This is a genomic window from Antarcticimicrobium sediminis, assembly GCF_004348975.1.
GTDB lineage: Bacteria > Pseudomonadota > Alphaproteobacteria > Rhodobacterales > Rhodobacteraceae > Antarcticimicrobium > Antarcticimicrobium sediminis.
This window is the reverse complement of the sequence record NZ_SMFP01000001.1, coordinates 406,938-422,259: the sequence shown is the minus strand read 5'-3', so window position 1 is coordinate 422,259 and position 15,322 is coordinate 406,938. Positions and strand designations below refer to the sequence as shown.

Annotated in this window: 14 protein-coding genes; 1 reads left to right on the top strand and 13 read right to left on the bottom strand. The window is 65.6% G+C overall.

Annotation, left to right across the window (positions count from 1 at the left end; all coding sequences use genetic code 11):
• The first annotated feature begins 116 nt into the window (after nt 1–116).
• Nucleotides 117–1,187 carry a tRNA 2-selenouridine(34) synthase MnmH gene (gene mnmH, locus E1B25_RS02000; protein ID WP_132826997.1) on the top strand — a complete coding sequence of 357 codons (1,071 nt, stop codon included), beginning with the start codon at nt 117–119 and terminating at the stop codon, nt 1,185–1,187.
• A gap of 118 nt (nt 1,188–1,305) precedes the next feature.
• Here mnmH and selD read toward each other — a convergent pair whose 3' ends face one another.
• From selD to E1B25_RS01935, 13 genes are all read right to left on the bottom strand, one after another.
• Nucleotides 1,306–3,468, bottom strand: coding sequence for a selenide, water dikinase SelD (gene selD, locus E1B25_RS01995; protein WP_132826996.1), 2,163 nt, complete (start codon nt 3,466–3,468; stop codon nt 1,306–1,308).
• A 24-nt stretch (nt 3,469–3,492) separates the two neighbouring features.
• Complete coding sequence (locus E1B25_RS01990; RefSeq protein WP_132826995.1) at nt 3,493–3,888, bottom strand: Na+/H+ antiporter subunit G; 396 nt, start codon at nt 3,886–3,888, stop codon at nt 3,493–3,495.
• Nucleotides 3,889–3,901: 13 nt separating this feature from the next.
• A complete protein-coding gene (locus E1B25_RS01985) occupies nt 3,902–4,171 on the bottom strand; it encodes a K+/H+ antiporter subunit F (RefSeq protein ID WP_132826994.1) in 270 nt (89 codons plus the stop codon).
• Nucleotides 4,168–4,665, bottom strand: coding sequence for a Na+/H+ antiporter subunit E (locus E1B25_RS01980; RefSeq protein WP_132826993.1), 498 nt, complete (start codon nt 4,663–4,665; stop codon nt 4,168–4,170). The genes E1B25_RS01985 and E1B25_RS01980 overlap by 4 nt, the downstream gene beginning before the upstream one ends.
• Nucleotides 4,662–6,218, bottom strand: coding sequence for a monovalent cation/H+ antiporter subunit D (locus tag E1B25_RS01975; RefSeq protein ID WP_132826992.1), 1,557 nt, complete (start codon nt 6,216–6,218; stop codon nt 4,662–4,664). The genes E1B25_RS01980 and E1B25_RS01975 overlap by 4 nt, the downstream gene beginning before the upstream one ends.
• Entirely contained in the window at nt 6,215–6,559 is a 345-nt protein-coding gene (locus E1B25_RS01970) for a Na+/H+ antiporter subunit C (protein WP_132826991.1), read from the bottom strand. Before E1B25_RS01970 ends, E1B25_RS01975 begins: the two co-directional genes overlap by 4 nt.
• A 4-nt stretch (nt 6,560–6,563) precedes the next feature.
• On the bottom strand, nt 6,564–9,419 hold the full coding sequence (locus tag E1B25_RS01965; protein ID WP_132826990.1) for a monovalent cation/H+ antiporter subunit A: 2,856 nt from the start codon (nt 9,417–9,419) through the stop codon (nt 6,564–6,566).
• Nucleotides 9,420–9,616: 197 nt separating this feature from the next.
• On the bottom strand, nt 9,617–9,862 hold the full coding sequence (locus E1B25_RS01960) for a MoaD/ThiS family protein (RefSeq protein WP_132826989.1): 246 nt from the start codon (nt 9,860–9,862) through the stop codon (nt 9,617–9,619).
• A complete protein-coding gene (locus E1B25_RS01955; protein ID WP_132826988.1) occupies nt 9,855–12,104 on the bottom strand; it encodes a xanthine dehydrogenase family protein molybdopterin-binding subunit in 2,250 nt (749 codons plus the stop codon). The genes E1B25_RS01960 and E1B25_RS01955 overlap by 8 nt, the downstream gene beginning before the upstream one ends.
• The gene (locus tag E1B25_RS01950) at nt 12,104–12,583 is read right to left on the bottom strand and encodes a (2Fe-2S)-binding protein (RefSeq protein WP_132826987.1); all 480 of its coding nucleotides are present in this window, start codon (nt 12,581–12,583) and stop codon (nt 12,104–12,106) included. Before E1B25_RS01950 ends, E1B25_RS01955 begins: the two co-directional genes overlap by 1 nt.
• Nucleotides 12,580–13,446, bottom strand: a complete 867-nt coding sequence (locus E1B25_RS01945; protein WP_132826986.1) for an FAD binding domain-containing protein — start codon at nt 13,444–13,446, stop codon at nt 12,580–12,582. Before E1B25_RS01945 ends, E1B25_RS01950 begins: the two co-directional genes overlap by 4 nt.
• Before the next feature lie 143 nt (nt 13,447–13,589).
• Entirely contained in the window at nt 13,590–14,285 is a 696-nt protein-coding gene (locus tag E1B25_RS01940) for a CbiX/SirB N-terminal domain-containing protein (RefSeq protein ID WP_132826985.1), read from the bottom strand.
• Between the two features lie 188 nt (nt 14,286–14,473).
• Complete coding sequence (locus tag E1B25_RS01935) at nt 14,474–15,322, bottom strand: class III extradiol dioxygenase family protein (protein WP_132826984.1); 849 nt, start codon at nt 15,320–15,322, stop codon at nt 14,474–14,476.

Below are 15,322 nucleotides of genomic sequence, written 5' to 3'. Positions count from 1 at the left end.
CAATGATGACTTCTGTACGGGTGTATTTCAAGTCTGCATCTCGCGGATCGGACGCGATTTTCTCAATCCCCCATCGCCGCGCTTTTCCTTGCCCGCGTGGCGCGGTAGAGGGTCTTATGCCCAAGGAATTTCAAACATTGGCTGAACTGCTCGATCACGGGTTTGATACCGTGATCGACGTGCGCAGCCCGGCCGAATACGCCGAAGATCACCTGCCCGGCGCGATCAACTTGCCTGTGCTCGACAACGAGGAACGGGCGCGGGTCGGGACCATCTACAAGCAGGAGAGCCCGTTTCGCGCCCGCAAGATCGGCGCGGCGCTGGTGTTTCACAATGCCGCGCGCCATATCGAAACGGTGCTGCAAGACAAGACGGGCGGTTGGCGGCCGTTGGTCTATTGCTGGCGCGGCGGTCAGCGGTCGGGATCCTTCGCCTGGATGCTCAGCCAGATTGGCTGGCGCGCCGACAGCATCAAGGGCGGCTACCAGACCTATCGGCGGCTGGTCTATCGCGTGCTCTACGAGGGCCGCCTGCCGCACCGGTTGGTGCTGTTGGATGGCTATACCGGCACCGCCAAAACCGATCTGCTGCATATCCTTGACCGACGCGGGGTGCAGGTGCTGGATCTTGAAGGGCTGGCGGCGCATCGCGGTTCGCTTCTGGGCGAGATGGCCGAGCCACAGCCTAGCCAGAAGGCGTTTGAGACGGCACTTGTCTGTGCGCTCAGCCGGTTTGACCCGGCGCGTCCGGTGCTGGTCGAGGCGGAATCGAGCAAGGTGGGGGAACGGATGGTGCCGCCCGCGATTTGGGCGGCGATGAAAGCGGCGCCCCGGATCGAGGTCGAGGCCCCGCTGGAGGCGCGCACCGCCTACCTGGTGCGGGCCTATGAAGATATCCTGTCGGATTCCGAGCGGCTCTACGCCAAGCTTGATCTGTTGCGCGCCCATCGCGGCCACGCGGTGGTGGATGGCTGGTTCGAGAGGATCGCAGAGGGCGACAAGGCGGGGCTGACCCGGGGGCTGATGGTCGATCACTATGACCTTGCCTATGCCAAATCGCGCAAGACGATCGGGGCCGAGGTTTTGGCCCGGGTGGTGGCGGAGAGTCTGGACGGTGAGGGGCTGGAGGCGGCCGCGTCGGAGATCGAGCGGACGCTTGCGGTCTGGGACGCGGCCACCCGCACATGAGGCAGGCGGGGATGGGGGGCTCTGCCCCCGCGCGCTTTGCGCGCTCCCCCGGAGTATTTTCAACAAGAAGAAGCGCGCGGAGACGGGCTGGGCGCAAGGAAGGATAGGTCGCCGGACGTCAGCTCAGGCTCAGGTGCGGGGGGCCGGGGGTGATCTCTGCGATCCGCGCGGCGCCATAGCCGGCGGCGCGCAGCTGCGCGACCAGCGGTCCGGCCTGATCTGGCGCGACGGCGGCGAGCAACCCGCCGGCGGTCTGCGGATCGAACAGCAAATCGGTGCGCGGGTTGGAAGGCAGTTCGGGGGCCAGCGCCTTGTTGTCCGGGAACAGGGTCGAGCGGTGCCCGGCCAGTGACAGCTCCAACGCGCCGGGCATCAGCGGCACCGCGTCAAGGCTCAGCGTTGCCGCCACGCCGGAGGCCTCGCAGATGTTCAGCAGGTGGCCCGCCAGCCCGAAACCGGTCACGTCCGTCATCGCATGCGCGCCCGCCAGCAGCCGCGCGGCATCGCCCTGGGCCTGTGTCATCAGCGCATAGGCCGAATCGATCCAGTCGCCGCGCGCCGCCCCCAGCATCTCGGCCGCCATCAGCACGCCGGAGCCGATCGGCTTGGTCAAGATCACCGCATCGCCCGGTTGGGCCCCGGACAGCGTGATCGGATCGCGTTCCAGCAGGCCGGTGAGGGTGAAGCCGATGGTCAGATCATCCCCCATGGAGCTGTGGCCGCCGGCGATCTCGGCGCCCGCGTCGTGCAGCACCGCGCTGCCGGCGGCCATGATTTCGGACATGGTGCGGGCCTGAAGTGCGGGCGTCATGCGCGGCAGGATCAATGTGGCCGTCGCGGCTTGCGGGGCAGCCCCCATCGCCCAGATATCCCCCAGCGCGTGAACCGCCGCGATCCGGGCCATCAGCACCGGGTCAAGGGTGACCGCGCGCAGATGATCGGTGCTCAACACCTGCTGCACGCCGCCCAAGGTCAACAGCGCGGCGTCGTCTCCGGGCAGCGCGGTAACATCCTTGCGGGTGCCTTTGGGCAGGGCGGACAGGGCCGCACGCAGCGCCCCGCGCCCCAGTTTGGCGCCGCAGCCGCCGCACATCGGTTTGTCGCCCGGCAACTCGTCAAGCCCGGCAGCGCGGATGCGCGGCGGCGCGGGCTGCTGCATCGCGGGCAGGGCGCGGAACTTGTCCATGAATTTCTGGTCGATCCGGTCTTTCCAGCGCCAGATCAGCGGCCCGGAAAACGGCAGGCCGAAGCGTTCGCCAAGCGCCGATTTGCCGCCGAGCGAGATCAGCTTCAGGTAATCCTTTTGCGGCCGATAGCGGTGCCGGGGCGGTTTGCCCTCGAGCGTGGCGCGCAGGTTGTCGAACAGCACCGGTGCCTCGCGCACCGCATAGACCCCGGCCTTGGGGCGCGGATCAAACGACAGATGGGCGCAATCGCCGGCGGCAAAGACCGCGGGATCGCTGCTGCGCAGATGCGCGTCGACGGTGATGAACCCATCGCTCAGCGCCAGCCCGGTCTGTGCGATCCACGGATAGGCGCGCGCGCCCGCCGCCCCGGTGGTGAAGTCAGAGGCGATGGTGCTGCCATCGGCCAGCTCAATCCCCTGCGCGGTAAGCGCGGTGACCTCGACGCCCTCGCGCAGCGTGATGCCAAGCCGTTTGATCGCGGCGCGCATCCGCCGTGCGGCGCCTTCGCCCAAGGCCGAAAGCGCGCGGCTGCTGTCGATCAGGCTCAGCTCTCCGGGTCGTCCGCGGGCCTGCAGCGTATGCGCCATGGCCAGGATCAACTCGGCCCCCGCCACGCCGCCGCCGATCACGGCGGCGCGCGCCGGGCCATCGCCCGCAAGGTAGCTTTGCCAGCGCGCCGCGAAGGGGCCAAGCGGCTTGGCCGGGATGCCATGCTCGGCAAAGCCGGGCAGGGTGGGCATGTCAGAGGTGATGCCGACATTGACCGAACAGACGTCATAGGCAATCGGCGGGCGACTGGGCACATGGATCAGCTTCGCCTCGGGGTCCAGCCCGGTGCAGGCCCCAAGCACCACCCGCGCCCCGGCAAAGCGCGCCAGTTTCACCAGATCGATATCCAGCGCGTCGCGGTCATAGTGGCCAGCCACGAACCCGGGCAGCATCCCCGAATAGGGCGCTGTGGGGCCGGGGTTGATCACTGTCAGCCGCGCGCCGGGCAGCGGGGCCATGCCCCATTTGCGCAGCACCAGCGCATGGGTATGCCCACCGCCCACCAGGACAAGATCGCGGGTCAGGGGGTGCGGGGGCTGGTGCACGGCGGGGATCCTCTTGGCGCTGGATCAGCTGCGGTCGGTGGGCGCGCTGTCGCTTTTTTGCTTTTCGGGCGCGATATCATGGGTGGCCCATTTCAGGTCCTCCCCAGCCACCGGCAGGCTGTCGGGAGTCTCATGCCGGTGGATATGCGCCTTGGCAATGAAATTCGCCGTGATCGGAGCGGTCAGAAACAGGAACAGGGTGATCAAAAGCTCGTGCCAGGACAGGTGCCCCTCATGGGCATAGGCATGCAGCATCGAGGCGATCAGAACACCGCCGACCCCCAGCGTGGTCGCCTTGGTCGGGGCATGCAGCCGCGACATCGCATCGTTCAGCTTGATCAGCCCGAACGAGCCGACCAGCCCGAAAACGCCGCCGATGACAAGGAAGACCGCGATCAGGATTTCCAGCACTTGGTCCATGATACCCCCCTCCTTATTCGATGATGTTGCCGCGCAGCATAAAGCGCGCGTAGGCCACGGTAGAGACAAATCCCAGCATGGCGATGATCATCGCCGCCTCGAAAAAGATCTCGGTGCTGCGCGACAGCCCATACAGGATCATCAGCGCGATGGCGTTGATCACCATGGTATCCAGCGCCAGCACCCGGTCGCCCACCCCCTCGGCGGTGGCGATCTTCCACAGGTTCATCAGGAAGCCGAGGCCGAAGCACGCGGTGGCGAAATAGGTGGCATAGGTGATCATTCGAAAATCTCCATCAGGCGACGCTCGTAGCGGTCCTTGATCTCGTCCCGCACCGCATCGGGGTCGGGCGCGTCAAGGCAATGGACCAACAGGAAATGCCCCTCGGCCGACAGATCGGCGCTGACCGTGCCCGGGGTCAGGGTGATGGTGCCGGCCAGCACGGTGATCGCCTCGGGGCTGCGCAGTTCCATCGGGATGCAGACCCAAGCCGGGTGGCGATCAGCGTTGCGTTTGAAGAGGACGATCCCGGCCACGATGACATTGGCGACGATGATGTCCCAGATCACGATCGCAAAGTATTCCACGATCTTCAGCGGATGATGCAACTCGGGCCGGTCGGTCCAGTACGGGCGGGTGAGAAAGGGGATCACGATGCCCAGCAGGAAACCAAACAGCAGCGAGTTCAGCGAATAGCTGTTGACCAGCAACAGCCAGACCACGGTGAGCAGGCCGGTCAGATACGGGTGCGGGAAGATCCGGGAAAGCAGCCTCATGATCCGGGCCTTTGCAGAACGGTTTCAATATAATCCGACGGGGCAAAAAGCTGCGCGGCGGTTGCCTCGGTATAGCGCATCACCGGGCCGGCCAGAACCGTCAGCGCCACCAGCGCCGCGATCAGGGCAAAGACCGGCACAAAGGCCAGACCCGGCACCGGTTCAGGGGCCAGCAAGGGATCCTTGTCGGCGGCGTCCTCCTCGTCCTCGGGGCGGGGGAACGGTGCCATGCTGGCGTCATGGGGTTTCCAGAACAGGATGCTTCCGGCGCGCGACAAGCCCAGAATGGTGATCAGCGAGGTGGTCAGGATCACCGCCCAGATGGCCCAGACCTGCGAACTGGCGCGGGCGGCATCCATCACCAGCAGCTTGCCGACGAACCCTGACAGCGGTGGCATTCCGGCCATCGCGATGGCGCCGACGAAGAACAGTGTCGCGATCAGCCCGCTTTGCGCCATCGGGGGCGTCGGCACCAGCGCGCCGCCGCGCCGCTCCAGCACCAGATCCGCGATGAGGAACAGCAGCGCCGCCGTGAAGGTGGAGTGGATGGCATAATACAGCGCCGCCGCCGTGGCCTGTGGCGTGAACAGCGAAATGGCAATCAGCAGCGTGCCCATCGAGGTGATCGCGCCAAAGGCCACCAGCCGCGCCAGGTTGCGCGACCCGAGGATGCCGAAAGATCCGGCGGCAAGCGTCAGCAACGCGGCCGGCAGTAGCCAGGTGCCCACCAGCCCGTCGGTGATCGCAACCCCGGGGCCGAACACCAGCGTGTACATGCGCAGGATGGCATAGGCGCCGACCTTGCTCATGATGGCGAACAGCGCCGCCACTGGCATCGGAGCATTGGCATAGGAGGCTGGTAGCCAGAAATGCAGCGGCAGCACGGCGGCCTTGATGGCAAAGACCAGCAACAGCAGCACCGCGCCGACGCGCAGCAGCGCGGTATCCTCGACCGGCAATTCGGCCACCCGCACCGCCAGATCGGCCATGTTCAGCGTGCCGGTCACCGAATAGAGCGTGCCAAGCGCGATCAGGAACAGGCTGGAGCCCAACAGGTTATAGACCACATATTGCACACCCGCCCTAAGCCGGGTGGTGCCGCCGCCATGGATCATCAACCCGTAAGAGGCGATCAGCAGGACTTCGAAAAAGACAAAAAGGTTGAAGGCATCGCCGGTCAGGAACGCGCCCAGCACCCCCATCAGCTGGAACTGGAACAGGGCATGGAAATGGCGCCCGCGCGTGTCCCAGCCAGAACCGATCGCATAAAGCACCACCGCCAACGCCAGAACCGTGGTCAGCATCACCATCATCGCCGACAGCCGGTCCAGCACCAGAATGATGCCAAAGGGCGCGGGCCAGTTGCCCAGCTCGTAAACGGAAATCGTGCCGTCCATGGCACTGCTCAGCAGCACTAGTGCGATGATGTTCAGCGCCACCACCGAGGCAACCGAGAACACCCGTTGCAGGTCGCGGTGAAACCGCATCACCATGATAATGAAGGGGGCCACCACCGCCGGCAGGACGATGGGGGCAATGATCCAGTGGTTCATGCGTCCTCTCCGCCCTTGTCGGTCATGTTGATGCCGTCGTCACGCGCCGACAGGTACGAGCTGAGCGCGATCATCACCACCACGGCCGTCATCCCGAACGAGATCACGATCGCGGTCAGAACCAGCGCCTGCGGCAGCGGATCGGTATAGGGAACGTCGGCGTATTTGTTCAGGATCGGCGGCTGGTTCAGCGCCAGCCGCCCGGTGGCGAACAGAAACAGGTTCACCGCATAGGACAGCAACGACAATCCGATGATGACCGGAAATGTGCGTTGCCGCAGGATCAGGTAGATGCCGCAGGCGGTCAGGATGCCGACCGCGCTGGCCAGAAGGATCTCCATCTGTTCAGTGCCCCTCGATTGTCTCGGACGCGTCGTCGCGCTCGGGGTTGATGTCCATCGGATGCTCGCTCACGATCCCGGGTTGCCACGCATAGCGCGCCAGGCTTTGCAGCGCGAGCAGCACCGCCCCCAGCACCGCGAGGAACACACCAAGATCGAACAGCGCGGCGGTGGCCAGTTCGAATTTCTCCAGATACGGCAGATGCACATATCCGAACGCGCTGGTCAGGAAGGGTTTGCCGTTGAACCAAGCCCCCATGCCGGTGATCGCGGCCACCAGCACGCCGGTGCCGATGATGCCGTGATAGGGCAGGCGCTGGCGGTCGGTGGCCCAGGAAAAGCCCGAGGCCATATACTGCATCACCACCGCGATCGCGGCGATCAGCCCGGCGATAAAGCCGCCGCCGGGCATGTTGTGGCCACGGAAAAAGATATAGGCCGCCACCATCAGCGCGATCGGCATCATCACCCGGGTGGCCACCACCATCATCAGCGGGTGTGGATCGCCCGCCAGCGGATAAGAGGGTTTGCGGTTCAGCAACCGGGCGCGCACGCCACTGCCCAGCACCGCCTCGGTGATGGCAAAGATGATGATCGCTGCGATGCCCAGAACGATGATCTCGCCAAAGGTATCAAAGCCACGGAAGTCGACCAGGATCACGTTGACCACATTGGTGCCGCCGCCGCCCTTGTAGGAGTTGGCGACATGGTATTCCGAGATCGACGGCATGGCGAAATCGCGGGTCATCAGCGCATAGATCAGCCCGCCGACGCCAAGCCCGGCGGTGATCGAGATCACCACATCGCGGGTGCGTCGCGCCGGGGTGCTTTCGCGCGGTGTTTGCTGCGGCATGAAGTTCAGCGCCAGCAGCAACAGGATGATCGTCACCACCTCGACCGAGATCTGGGTCAGCGCCAGATCGGGGGCCGAGAGATAGTTGAAGGTTAGCGACACGATCAACCCGCTGACCCCGATCAGCACCAGCGCCAGCAGCCGGTTGCGGTGGAAGGCCACGACGCAAAGCGCCGAGCCGACCAGACAGACCCAGCCCAGCACCGGCATCACCGAAATCGGCAGCGGCGTGTGCGTCTGCGGCCCGAGCACGCCGGAAGCAAAGGCGTAATAGGATATGGCCAGCGTGAACACGAGGAAGATCGCCGCATAGCGGGTCAGCGATCCGTCGTGCAGCGTGTCGGTGATGCGCCGCGCGGCGGCGGTGGTGGCGCGGATGATCGCGTCAAAGATCACCTTGGCCTCGGGCCGGGGCAGGTTGTTCCAGATCCCGAGCGCGCCGTGATGTGCCGCCAGCAAAAGCGCCCCGCCCAGAACCGCCGCAATCGACATGTAAAGTGCCGGGGTCAGCCCGTGCCAGAGCGCGGGGTGGAACTCGACCGGTGTGCCGGTCACCGCAAGGGCGGCCGCCGATACGATTGGGGTGGCGATGACATTGGGAAACAGCCCGATCAGCACCACCAGCGCGACCAGAACCGCCGGCGGCAGCCACAGGCCGGGGGTGGGGTCATGCGGCCGGGTGGGGTAATCGTGGCGGGTCTTGCCGAGAAAGACATGCACGATGTAGCGCAGCGAATAGGCGACCGAGAACAGGGCCCCGAACACCGCCAGTGCCGGCACCAGCCAAGGCACACCGGCCCAGACCGCATGGGTGGTCTCTTCCAGCATCATTTCCTTGGACAGGAACCCGTTGAACGGCGGAATGCCCGCCATCGACAGCGCCGCGATCATGGCCAGCGTGAAGGTCACCGGCATCAGGTGGCGCAGCCCGCCCAATTGCTTGATGTCACGGGTATGCACCCCGTGGTCGACGATGCCCGCGTTCATGAACAGCGCCGCCTTGAAGGTGGCGTGGTTGATGATGTGGAACACCGCGCCGACCGCTGCGACCTTGGTTCCGAACCCCAGCAGCATGGTGATCAGCCCCAGATGGCTGACGGTGGAAAACGCCAGCAGCGCCTTGAGGTCATCCTTGAACAGCGCGATCACCGCGCCCAGAATCATGGTGATCAGCCCGACCGAGCCGACGATATAGAACCAAAGGTCGGTTCCCGACAGCACCGGCCACATCCGCGCCATCAGGAACAGCCCGGCCTTCACCATCGTGGCCGAATGCAGATAGGCCGAAACCGGGGTCGGGGCCGCCATGGCGTGCGGCAGCCAGAAATGGAACGGGAACTGTGCCGATTTGGTGAAACAGCCCAGCAGGATCAGGATCAGCGCCGGCGCATAAAGCGGCGAGGCTTGGATCAGATCCCGGTGTTGCAGGATCACGCTAAGGTCATAGCTGCCGACGATATTGCCCAGAATCAGCATGCCCGCGATCATGGCAAGGCCGCCAGAGGCGGTCACCGCCAGCGCCATGCGCGCGCCTTGCCGCCCCTCGGGCAGGTGTTTCCAATAGCCGATCAGCAAGAAGGACGAGAGCGAGGTCAACTCCCAGAATACCAGCAAAAGCAGGATGTTATCAGACAGAACGATGCCCACCATCGCGCCCTGAAACAGCAGCAGGAAGCAATAGAACTGGCCCATCGGATCTTCGCGCGCGAGGTAAAAGCGCGCATAGGTGATGATCAACAGGCCGATGCCCAGAATCAGCCCGGCGAACAGCAGCCCGAGCCCGTCGAGGTGAAAGTTCGCATTGAGCCCCAGCGTCGGCAACCAGTCGAGTCGGGCCGAGACGGTTTCGCCGCGCAGGACCGCCGGGGCGTGCAGCATAAGGCCGATCAGCGCCAGCAGTGTAACGGCAAAGGTCGAGCCCGCGGCGGCATTGCGACCGGCGCGGATCAGCAGGGCGGGGAACACCGCGCCAAGAAATGGCAGGGCCGCGATCAGGAACAGGGACAACGGCAGATCTCCAGCAGGAACGGGCGAATTTGATTTGCACCTTGCCTACGGAAATTTGCGCCGCTGTCCAACCCCGGCAAGGGGAGGTTGATACAGTTTTAGCCGCAAACCGTGGAATTTTTCCAAAATCCCTATCCCCTGCGACCAGCGGGGCGGCGACGGGCCTTGCGCTCAACTCTTGCGCGCGAAGGCGGGGGTTACCCGCCCTTCAGGCGCATCATCAGCACGACTTCGCTGTCGGGCTGCACGGGTTCGGTCAGGCTGGTGGCGATCACCCGACCGTCGACCACCACCGAAACCCCGGCATCGAGTGTCGGGCCCAGCGCCGGATAGTCCCGGCGCAGGGCGTCGAGAATCTCACCGACGGTGCCCCCCTCGACCGCGACGCTGTCGCGGCCCCCGACCAGCGGGCGGAGGCCGGACCAGAGCGCGACGTCAACCATCCGCCGCGCTCTCCAACGCCTCTAACACACGCGAGGGGCGCATCGGCAATTGCCGCATCCGGACGCCGACCGCGTTCGACACCGCGTTGGCAATCGCCGCCAGCGGTGGGCAGATCGAGGTCTCGCCGACCCCGCGCACGCCAAACGGGTGGCCCGGGTTCGGCACCTCGACGATCACCGTGTCGATCATCGGCAGATCCGAGGCGACCGGAATGCGATAATCAAGGAACCCGGCGTTCTGCAGTCGCCCATCCGCGCCATAGATGTATTCCTCGTTCAGCGCCCAGCCGATGCCCTGTGCGGCACCGCCCTGAAACTGCCCCTCGACATAGGTCGGGTGGATCGCCTTGCCGGCGTCCTGCACCACGGTATAGCGCACGACCGAGGTCTTGCCGGTGTCCGGGTCAACCTCGGCATCGACGATATGGGCGGCGAAACTGACGCCCGCCCCCTCTGGCGTGGCCTCGAAATGACCGCAGATCGGGCCGCCGGTGGCGCCCATGGTGGCGGTGATCTCGTCGATATGCAGCGGCTCGAAATCGCCGGCATTGGGGCCAGAGGGCTTGGCATAGCCATCTTCCCAATAGACCGCATCCTCGGGAATGCCCCATTTCGCCGCCGCCCGGCCGCACAGTTTTTGCACCGCGTCCTCGGCCGCCTTGATGGTGGCGAGACCCGAGGCATAGGTCACCCGGCTGCCATGGCTGATCTCGTTATAGCCCAGCGTGGCGGTGTCGGCGATGGTAACGCGGATATCCTCATAGGGGATGCCCAGCACCTCGGCTGCCATCAGCGCCATCGACGCGCGCGAGCCGCCGATATCCGGCGTGCCAACCGCCACCTGCGCGCTGCCATCCTCGGAAAGGGCAAGCGAAACAGCGGTTTCGCCGCCGTGGTTGAACCAGAACCCGCAGGAAATGCCGCGGCCTTGCCCCTTTTTCAGGGGCGCCACGTAATGCGGATGCGCCTTGACCGCCTCCAATGTTTCGACCAGCCCGATGCGCGGCCATGTCGGCCCGAAGCTGGCGCGCGTCCCTTCGCGCGAGGCGTTCTTGAGCCGGGTGTCGATCGGGTCGAGCCCCAGTTGTCCGCACAGCTCGTCGATCACCGATTCCACCGCAAAAGCCGCCATTGGCGACCCCGGTGCGCGATAGGCCGCCTGTTTCGGACGGTTGGACATCACGTCATAGCCGACCTGATGCACATGTTTCAGGTCATAGGGCGCAAAGGCGCACATCGCCGTCATCTCGCAGGGGGCCCCGGGAAACGCGCCGCCCTGCAGGCGGAAGGTGCCTTGCGCGGCGGTGATGGTGCCGTCCTTCTTCATCCCGATCTTGACGTCCATCGAGGTCGACGAGGTCGGGCCGCTGGCGCGGAACACTTCCGAGCGGGTCATCACCAGTTTGACCGGGCGATTGGCCTTGCGCGACAGTGCCAGCGCCACGGGTTCGATGAACACGGTGGTCTTGCCGCCAAAGCCGCCGCCGATTTCGGAGGCGGTCACGCGCAACTGGCTGGTCTCAAGCCCAAGGCAGGCGGCGCAGACCTTTTGCACATACCAATGGCCCTGGGTGCAGCACCAAAGCTCGCCCTTGCCATCAGAGCCGAGCGTGCCAAGACAGGCGTGCGGCTCGATATAGCCCTGGTGGGTGGCCTCGGTGACAAAGTGATCCTCGACCACCAGATCGGCCTCGGCAAAGCCGGCCTCGACATCGCCATGGCCGCTTTCGTAATAGCGCACCACGTTCGGGTGCAACCCCTCGGGAACCGAGGCATCGGCGGCGCCAGCGCGGATCACCGGCGCACCCGCCTGCATGGCGGCATCCACATCCGTCACATGCGGCAGGATTTCGTAGTCGACCTCGATCGCCTTGATCGCGTCGCGCGCGATCAGCGCCGAGGTGGCGGCAACGGCGGCGACGGCATGACCGTCATACAGCGCCTTTTCTCCTGCCATGACGTTTTCAAGGATATCCCCGAACTCGCCCTCAAGCCCGGTGGCGAAATCGGCGCGGGTGACCACGGCCTTGACCCCCTCCATCGCGAGCGCCTTGGAGGTGTCGATCTTGATAATCCGGGCGTGCGCATGCGGGCTGCGCTTGATCGCGGCATGCAACATGCCGGGCGCATAGGCATCGGCGCCGAACTTGGCGCGCCCCGTCACCTTGTCGAGCCCATCGGGCCGGTTCGGGCGGGTGCCGACGTATTTGAAACCAGTGGTTTTCGAGCTGTCTAGCGCCATTACGAGGCCTCCCGCATTTCGGCGGCCGTGTCCATCACGGCGCGAATGATCTTGTCATACCCGGTGCAACGGCACAGGTTGCCCGCCAGCCAATAGCGCACTTCGCTTTCGGTCGGGTCGGGGTTCTTTTCCAGCAGTGCCTTGGTGGCGACCAGAATGCCCGGGGTGCAGATGCCGCATTGCAGCGCGGCATATTCGATGAATTTCTGTTGCAGCGGATGCAGGGTCTCGCCCTCGGCGATGCCCTCGACGGTGCCAATCTCCTTGCCTTCGGCCTCGACCCCCAGCATCAGGCAGGAACAGACCAGCCGGCCATCCACGGTGACCGAACAGGCCCCGCAATCGCCGGTGCCGCAGCCTTCCTTGGCGCCGGTCAGGTGCAGCCGGTCGCGCAGCACGTCCAGCAGCGTTTCGCGCGGATCGCAGAGAAACTCGACCTCGTCGCCGTTCACCTTGGTGGTGACATGTGTCTTGCTCATGCGGTGGCTCCTTTCGCGCGGGAATAGGCGATTTTGGCAGCCCGCCGGGCCAGAACGCCGGCGGTATGGGTGCGGAACTTGATGGTGCCGCGCTTGTCGTCGATCGGGTTGCAGCTGGCCTCGGCCAGATCCGACAGCGCGGTAAGCGCGTCCTCATCCAGCGTCCGCCCCACCAGCGCATCGGCGGCGGCATGGACCACAACGGCGGTGGGGGCGACGGCGCCCAGCACCATGCGCGCCTCGGTGATCACATCGCCGTTGAGCCGCAGGTTGACGGCACAGCCGACCACGGCGATGTCCATCTCGGTGCGCGGGATAAAGCGCAGATAGGCATCCCCCCCCTGTGCCCCGCGCGGCGGAAGGGTCAAGGCGGTGATGATCTCGCCCTTGGCGAGAGAGGTCTTGCCGGGGCCGACGGGGATCTGTTCCACCGGGATCTCGCGGCTGCCCTCGGGGCCGGTCACTGTCACCGCGGCCCCGGCGGCGATCATCGCAGGCACCGAGTCGGCGGCAGGTGAGCCGTTGCAAAGATTGCCCACGGGCGTCGCGCGCCCCTGCACCTGGGTTGAGCCGATCAGGTCCATCGCCTCGACCACGCCGGGCCAGTCGCGGCCCAACTCGGGATGCTCGCTCATCTCGGCCCCTGTCACCGCAACGCCCAACCGCCAGCCGCCATCCTTTGTTCGGGTGATCTCATGGGTGCCGGGAATCGCCTTGATGTCGATCAGTGTGTCGGGGGTGATGATGTCCGAGCGCATCTGGACCAGAACATCGGTGCCCCCGGCAAGGATACGGGTCACGCCCTCGGCCCCGGCGACAAGCGCGACGGCCTCCTCGAAGGTGGCGGGTTTATAGTACTTCATGGGCATTCCTCGCGATTGGCTGGGGCCGGTCAGGGGCTACGGGACCGCGCCTGATCGGGCAACGATACAGGCGGGCGGTCCGGGCGCTTCGCGGGCGACTTTATCGACTATGTAAGCGGACGCAAGCACTGCCCGGCCCCATTTCAGCCCACCAGCGCCCGCGCGATCAGCGCCGGAACGTCGCGGTGCTGGCCTAGCGGCGGCAGGAGTGCACCGGGAAAGGCGGCGGAGGCCAGCGCCTGCGGCACATCCTCGCGGTAATGTCCGCCCGCTGCGGCAAAGAACGGCAGGCACAACGAGCGTTGCGGCAGCCCGCGCGCGGCGTCGGCCAGAAAAGGGGCCTCCTCGACAAAGCCGAACCCCGGCGCGGCCCCCGACCAGAGCGCGGCAAGCGCGGTGCCGAAATCGCGTGCCGCCGCTGCCGCGCGCGGCCCGCGCGCCGACCCATGGGCAGCGATCAGCAAAGATACCTGCGCCGCGCCCCACCCCCGCGCCGCGCATTCGGTGGCCAGATGCGCCGCCGCCAGCACCGGCAGACCCGGGTCGCGACCCAGCGGCGGCAGGACCCGCGCCGGATGCCCCCCCAGCCGCGCCAGCAGCGTCTTGCGCACGAAAAACCCATCGGCCATGAAAAACGGATAGATCACACCCTCGGGGGCCAACCGCTCCAGCGCCGCCTCAAGCGCGCCCGGTGCAGCCAGGGTCGCCGCGCCCACCGAGGCCTGCGCCAACACCTGTACCTGTGCCGCCAGCGCCGCCAGCGCCGCCTCGGCCGGCGCAGGCTCCGAGGGTTGGCCATGGGCCACGAGAATGGCGTTCAGCGGGGTGTCGTCTGCCATGCTCGGGATCTTCGCTCGCTCGCTCGCCTGTCCTGACGCCATAGGGTCCCCGACACTATAGCCCGCGATAACACAGGAGCCAGCGCCGTTCCCGGCACCGCCCCTTTTTCTGGCAAAAAATACTCCGGGGGAGGCGCCGCAGGCGGCGGGGGCAGCGCCCCCACTTCAGCTCCCTCACCCCACTCAGATCATTCCACACATTCCAGCAACATCGTGCCCGCCCCGGTATTGGAGATCGGGATGTGGTAATTGGCGTGTCGCTGCACCACGGTGTCGCCAAGCGCGCCGCGCATCATCATCCACATCAGGAACTCGGTGCCCTGCGCGCCGGCCTTTTCGACCAGCTCCCTGCGGCTGATCTTGGTCAGCGCCTCGGGGTCGGTGACGATCTTTTCCATGCAGTATTGGTCAAAGTCCTTGTTGATGAACCCCGCCCGTTCGCCGTCCAACTGATGGCTCAGCCCGCCGGTGCCCAGCACCACCACCTTGAGATCCTCGGGATAACTCTGGATCGCGCGGCGCAGCGCCTTGCCGAAATCCAGCGCCCGTTTCAGCGTCGGGATCGGATGTTGCACGGTATTGGCGCTGATCGGGATGGTGCGCGGCATGTCCGGGTTGTTCGGCGCGCCGGGCCAGAACAGCTGCATCGGCACGACGAAACCGTGATCCACCGCCAGTTCCTGACAAGACGTGATGTCGAATTCCTGCTCCACCATGCTCTCGATGATGTGCCAGCTCAGCTCTGGCGCACCGGGGAAGGGGGGCAGTTGCGGAATGCCCCAGCCCTCGTCCTCGTTGCGGTACTCCTGCGCGGCGCCGATCGCAAAGGTCGGCATCTTGTCGAGGAAAAAGCCCAGCCCGTGATCGTTGTAGATATTGATCGCGATGTCGGGCTTGTGTTCATCCAGCCAGTCCCGGATCGGCGGATAGCCGTCAAAGAACGGCTTCCAATAGGGATCGTCGAACAGCCCGTTGTGGATCGCATTGCCGACCGCAGGGATATGCGAGGTGGTGAGCCCGCCCAAAATTCTGGCCAT

Bases quoted from the DNA above. Each gene is read 5' to 3' on its own strand.
- mnmH (WP_132826997.1), top strand. From the start codon at position 117: ATGCCCAAGGAATTTCAAACATTGGCTGAACTGCTCGATCACGGGTTT.
- E1B25_RS01990 (WP_132826995.1), bottom strand. From the start codon at position 3,888: ATGGACCAAGTGCTGGAAATCCTGATCGCGGTCTTCCTTGTCATCGGC.
- E1B25_RS01985 (WP_132826994.1), bottom strand. From the start codon at position 4,171: ATGATCACCTATGCCACCTATTTCGCCACCGCGTGCTTCGGCCTCGGC.
- E1B25_RS01980 (WP_132826993.1), bottom strand. From the start codon at position 4,665: ATGAGGCTGCTTTCCCGGATCTTCCCGCACCCGTATCTGACCGGCCTG.
- E1B25_RS01975 (WP_132826992.1), bottom strand. From the start codon at position 6,218: ATGAACCACTGGATCATTGCCCCCATCGTCCTGCCGGCGGTGGTGGCC.
- E1B25_RS01970 (WP_132826991.1), bottom strand. From the start codon at position 6,559: ATGGAGATCCTTCTGGCCAGCGCGGTCGGCATCCTGACCGCCTGCGGC.
- E1B25_RS01960 (WP_132826989.1), bottom strand. From the start codon at position 9,862: ATGGTTGACGTCGCGCTCTGGTCCGGCCTCCGCCCGCTGGTCGGGGGC.
- E1B25_RS01955 (WP_132826988.1), bottom strand. From the start codon at position 12,104: ATGGCGCTAGACAGCTCGAAAACCACTGGTTTCAAATACGTCGGCACC.
- E1B25_RS01950 (WP_132826987.1), bottom strand. From the start codon at position 12,583: ATGAGCAAGACACATGTCACCACCAAGGTGAACGGCGACGAGGTCGAG.
- E1B25_RS01945 (WP_132826986.1), bottom strand. From the start codon at position 13,446: ATGAAGTACTATAAACCCGCCACCTTCGAGGAGGCCGTCGCGCTTGTC.
- E1B25_RS01940 (WP_132826985.1), bottom strand. From the start codon at position 14,285: ATGGCAGACGACACCCCGCTGAACGCCATTCTCGTGGCCCATGGCCAA.
- E1B25_RS01935 (WP_132826984.1), bottom strand. From the start codon at position 15,322: ATGGCCAGAATTTTGGGCGGGCTCACCACCTCGCATATCCCTGCGGTC.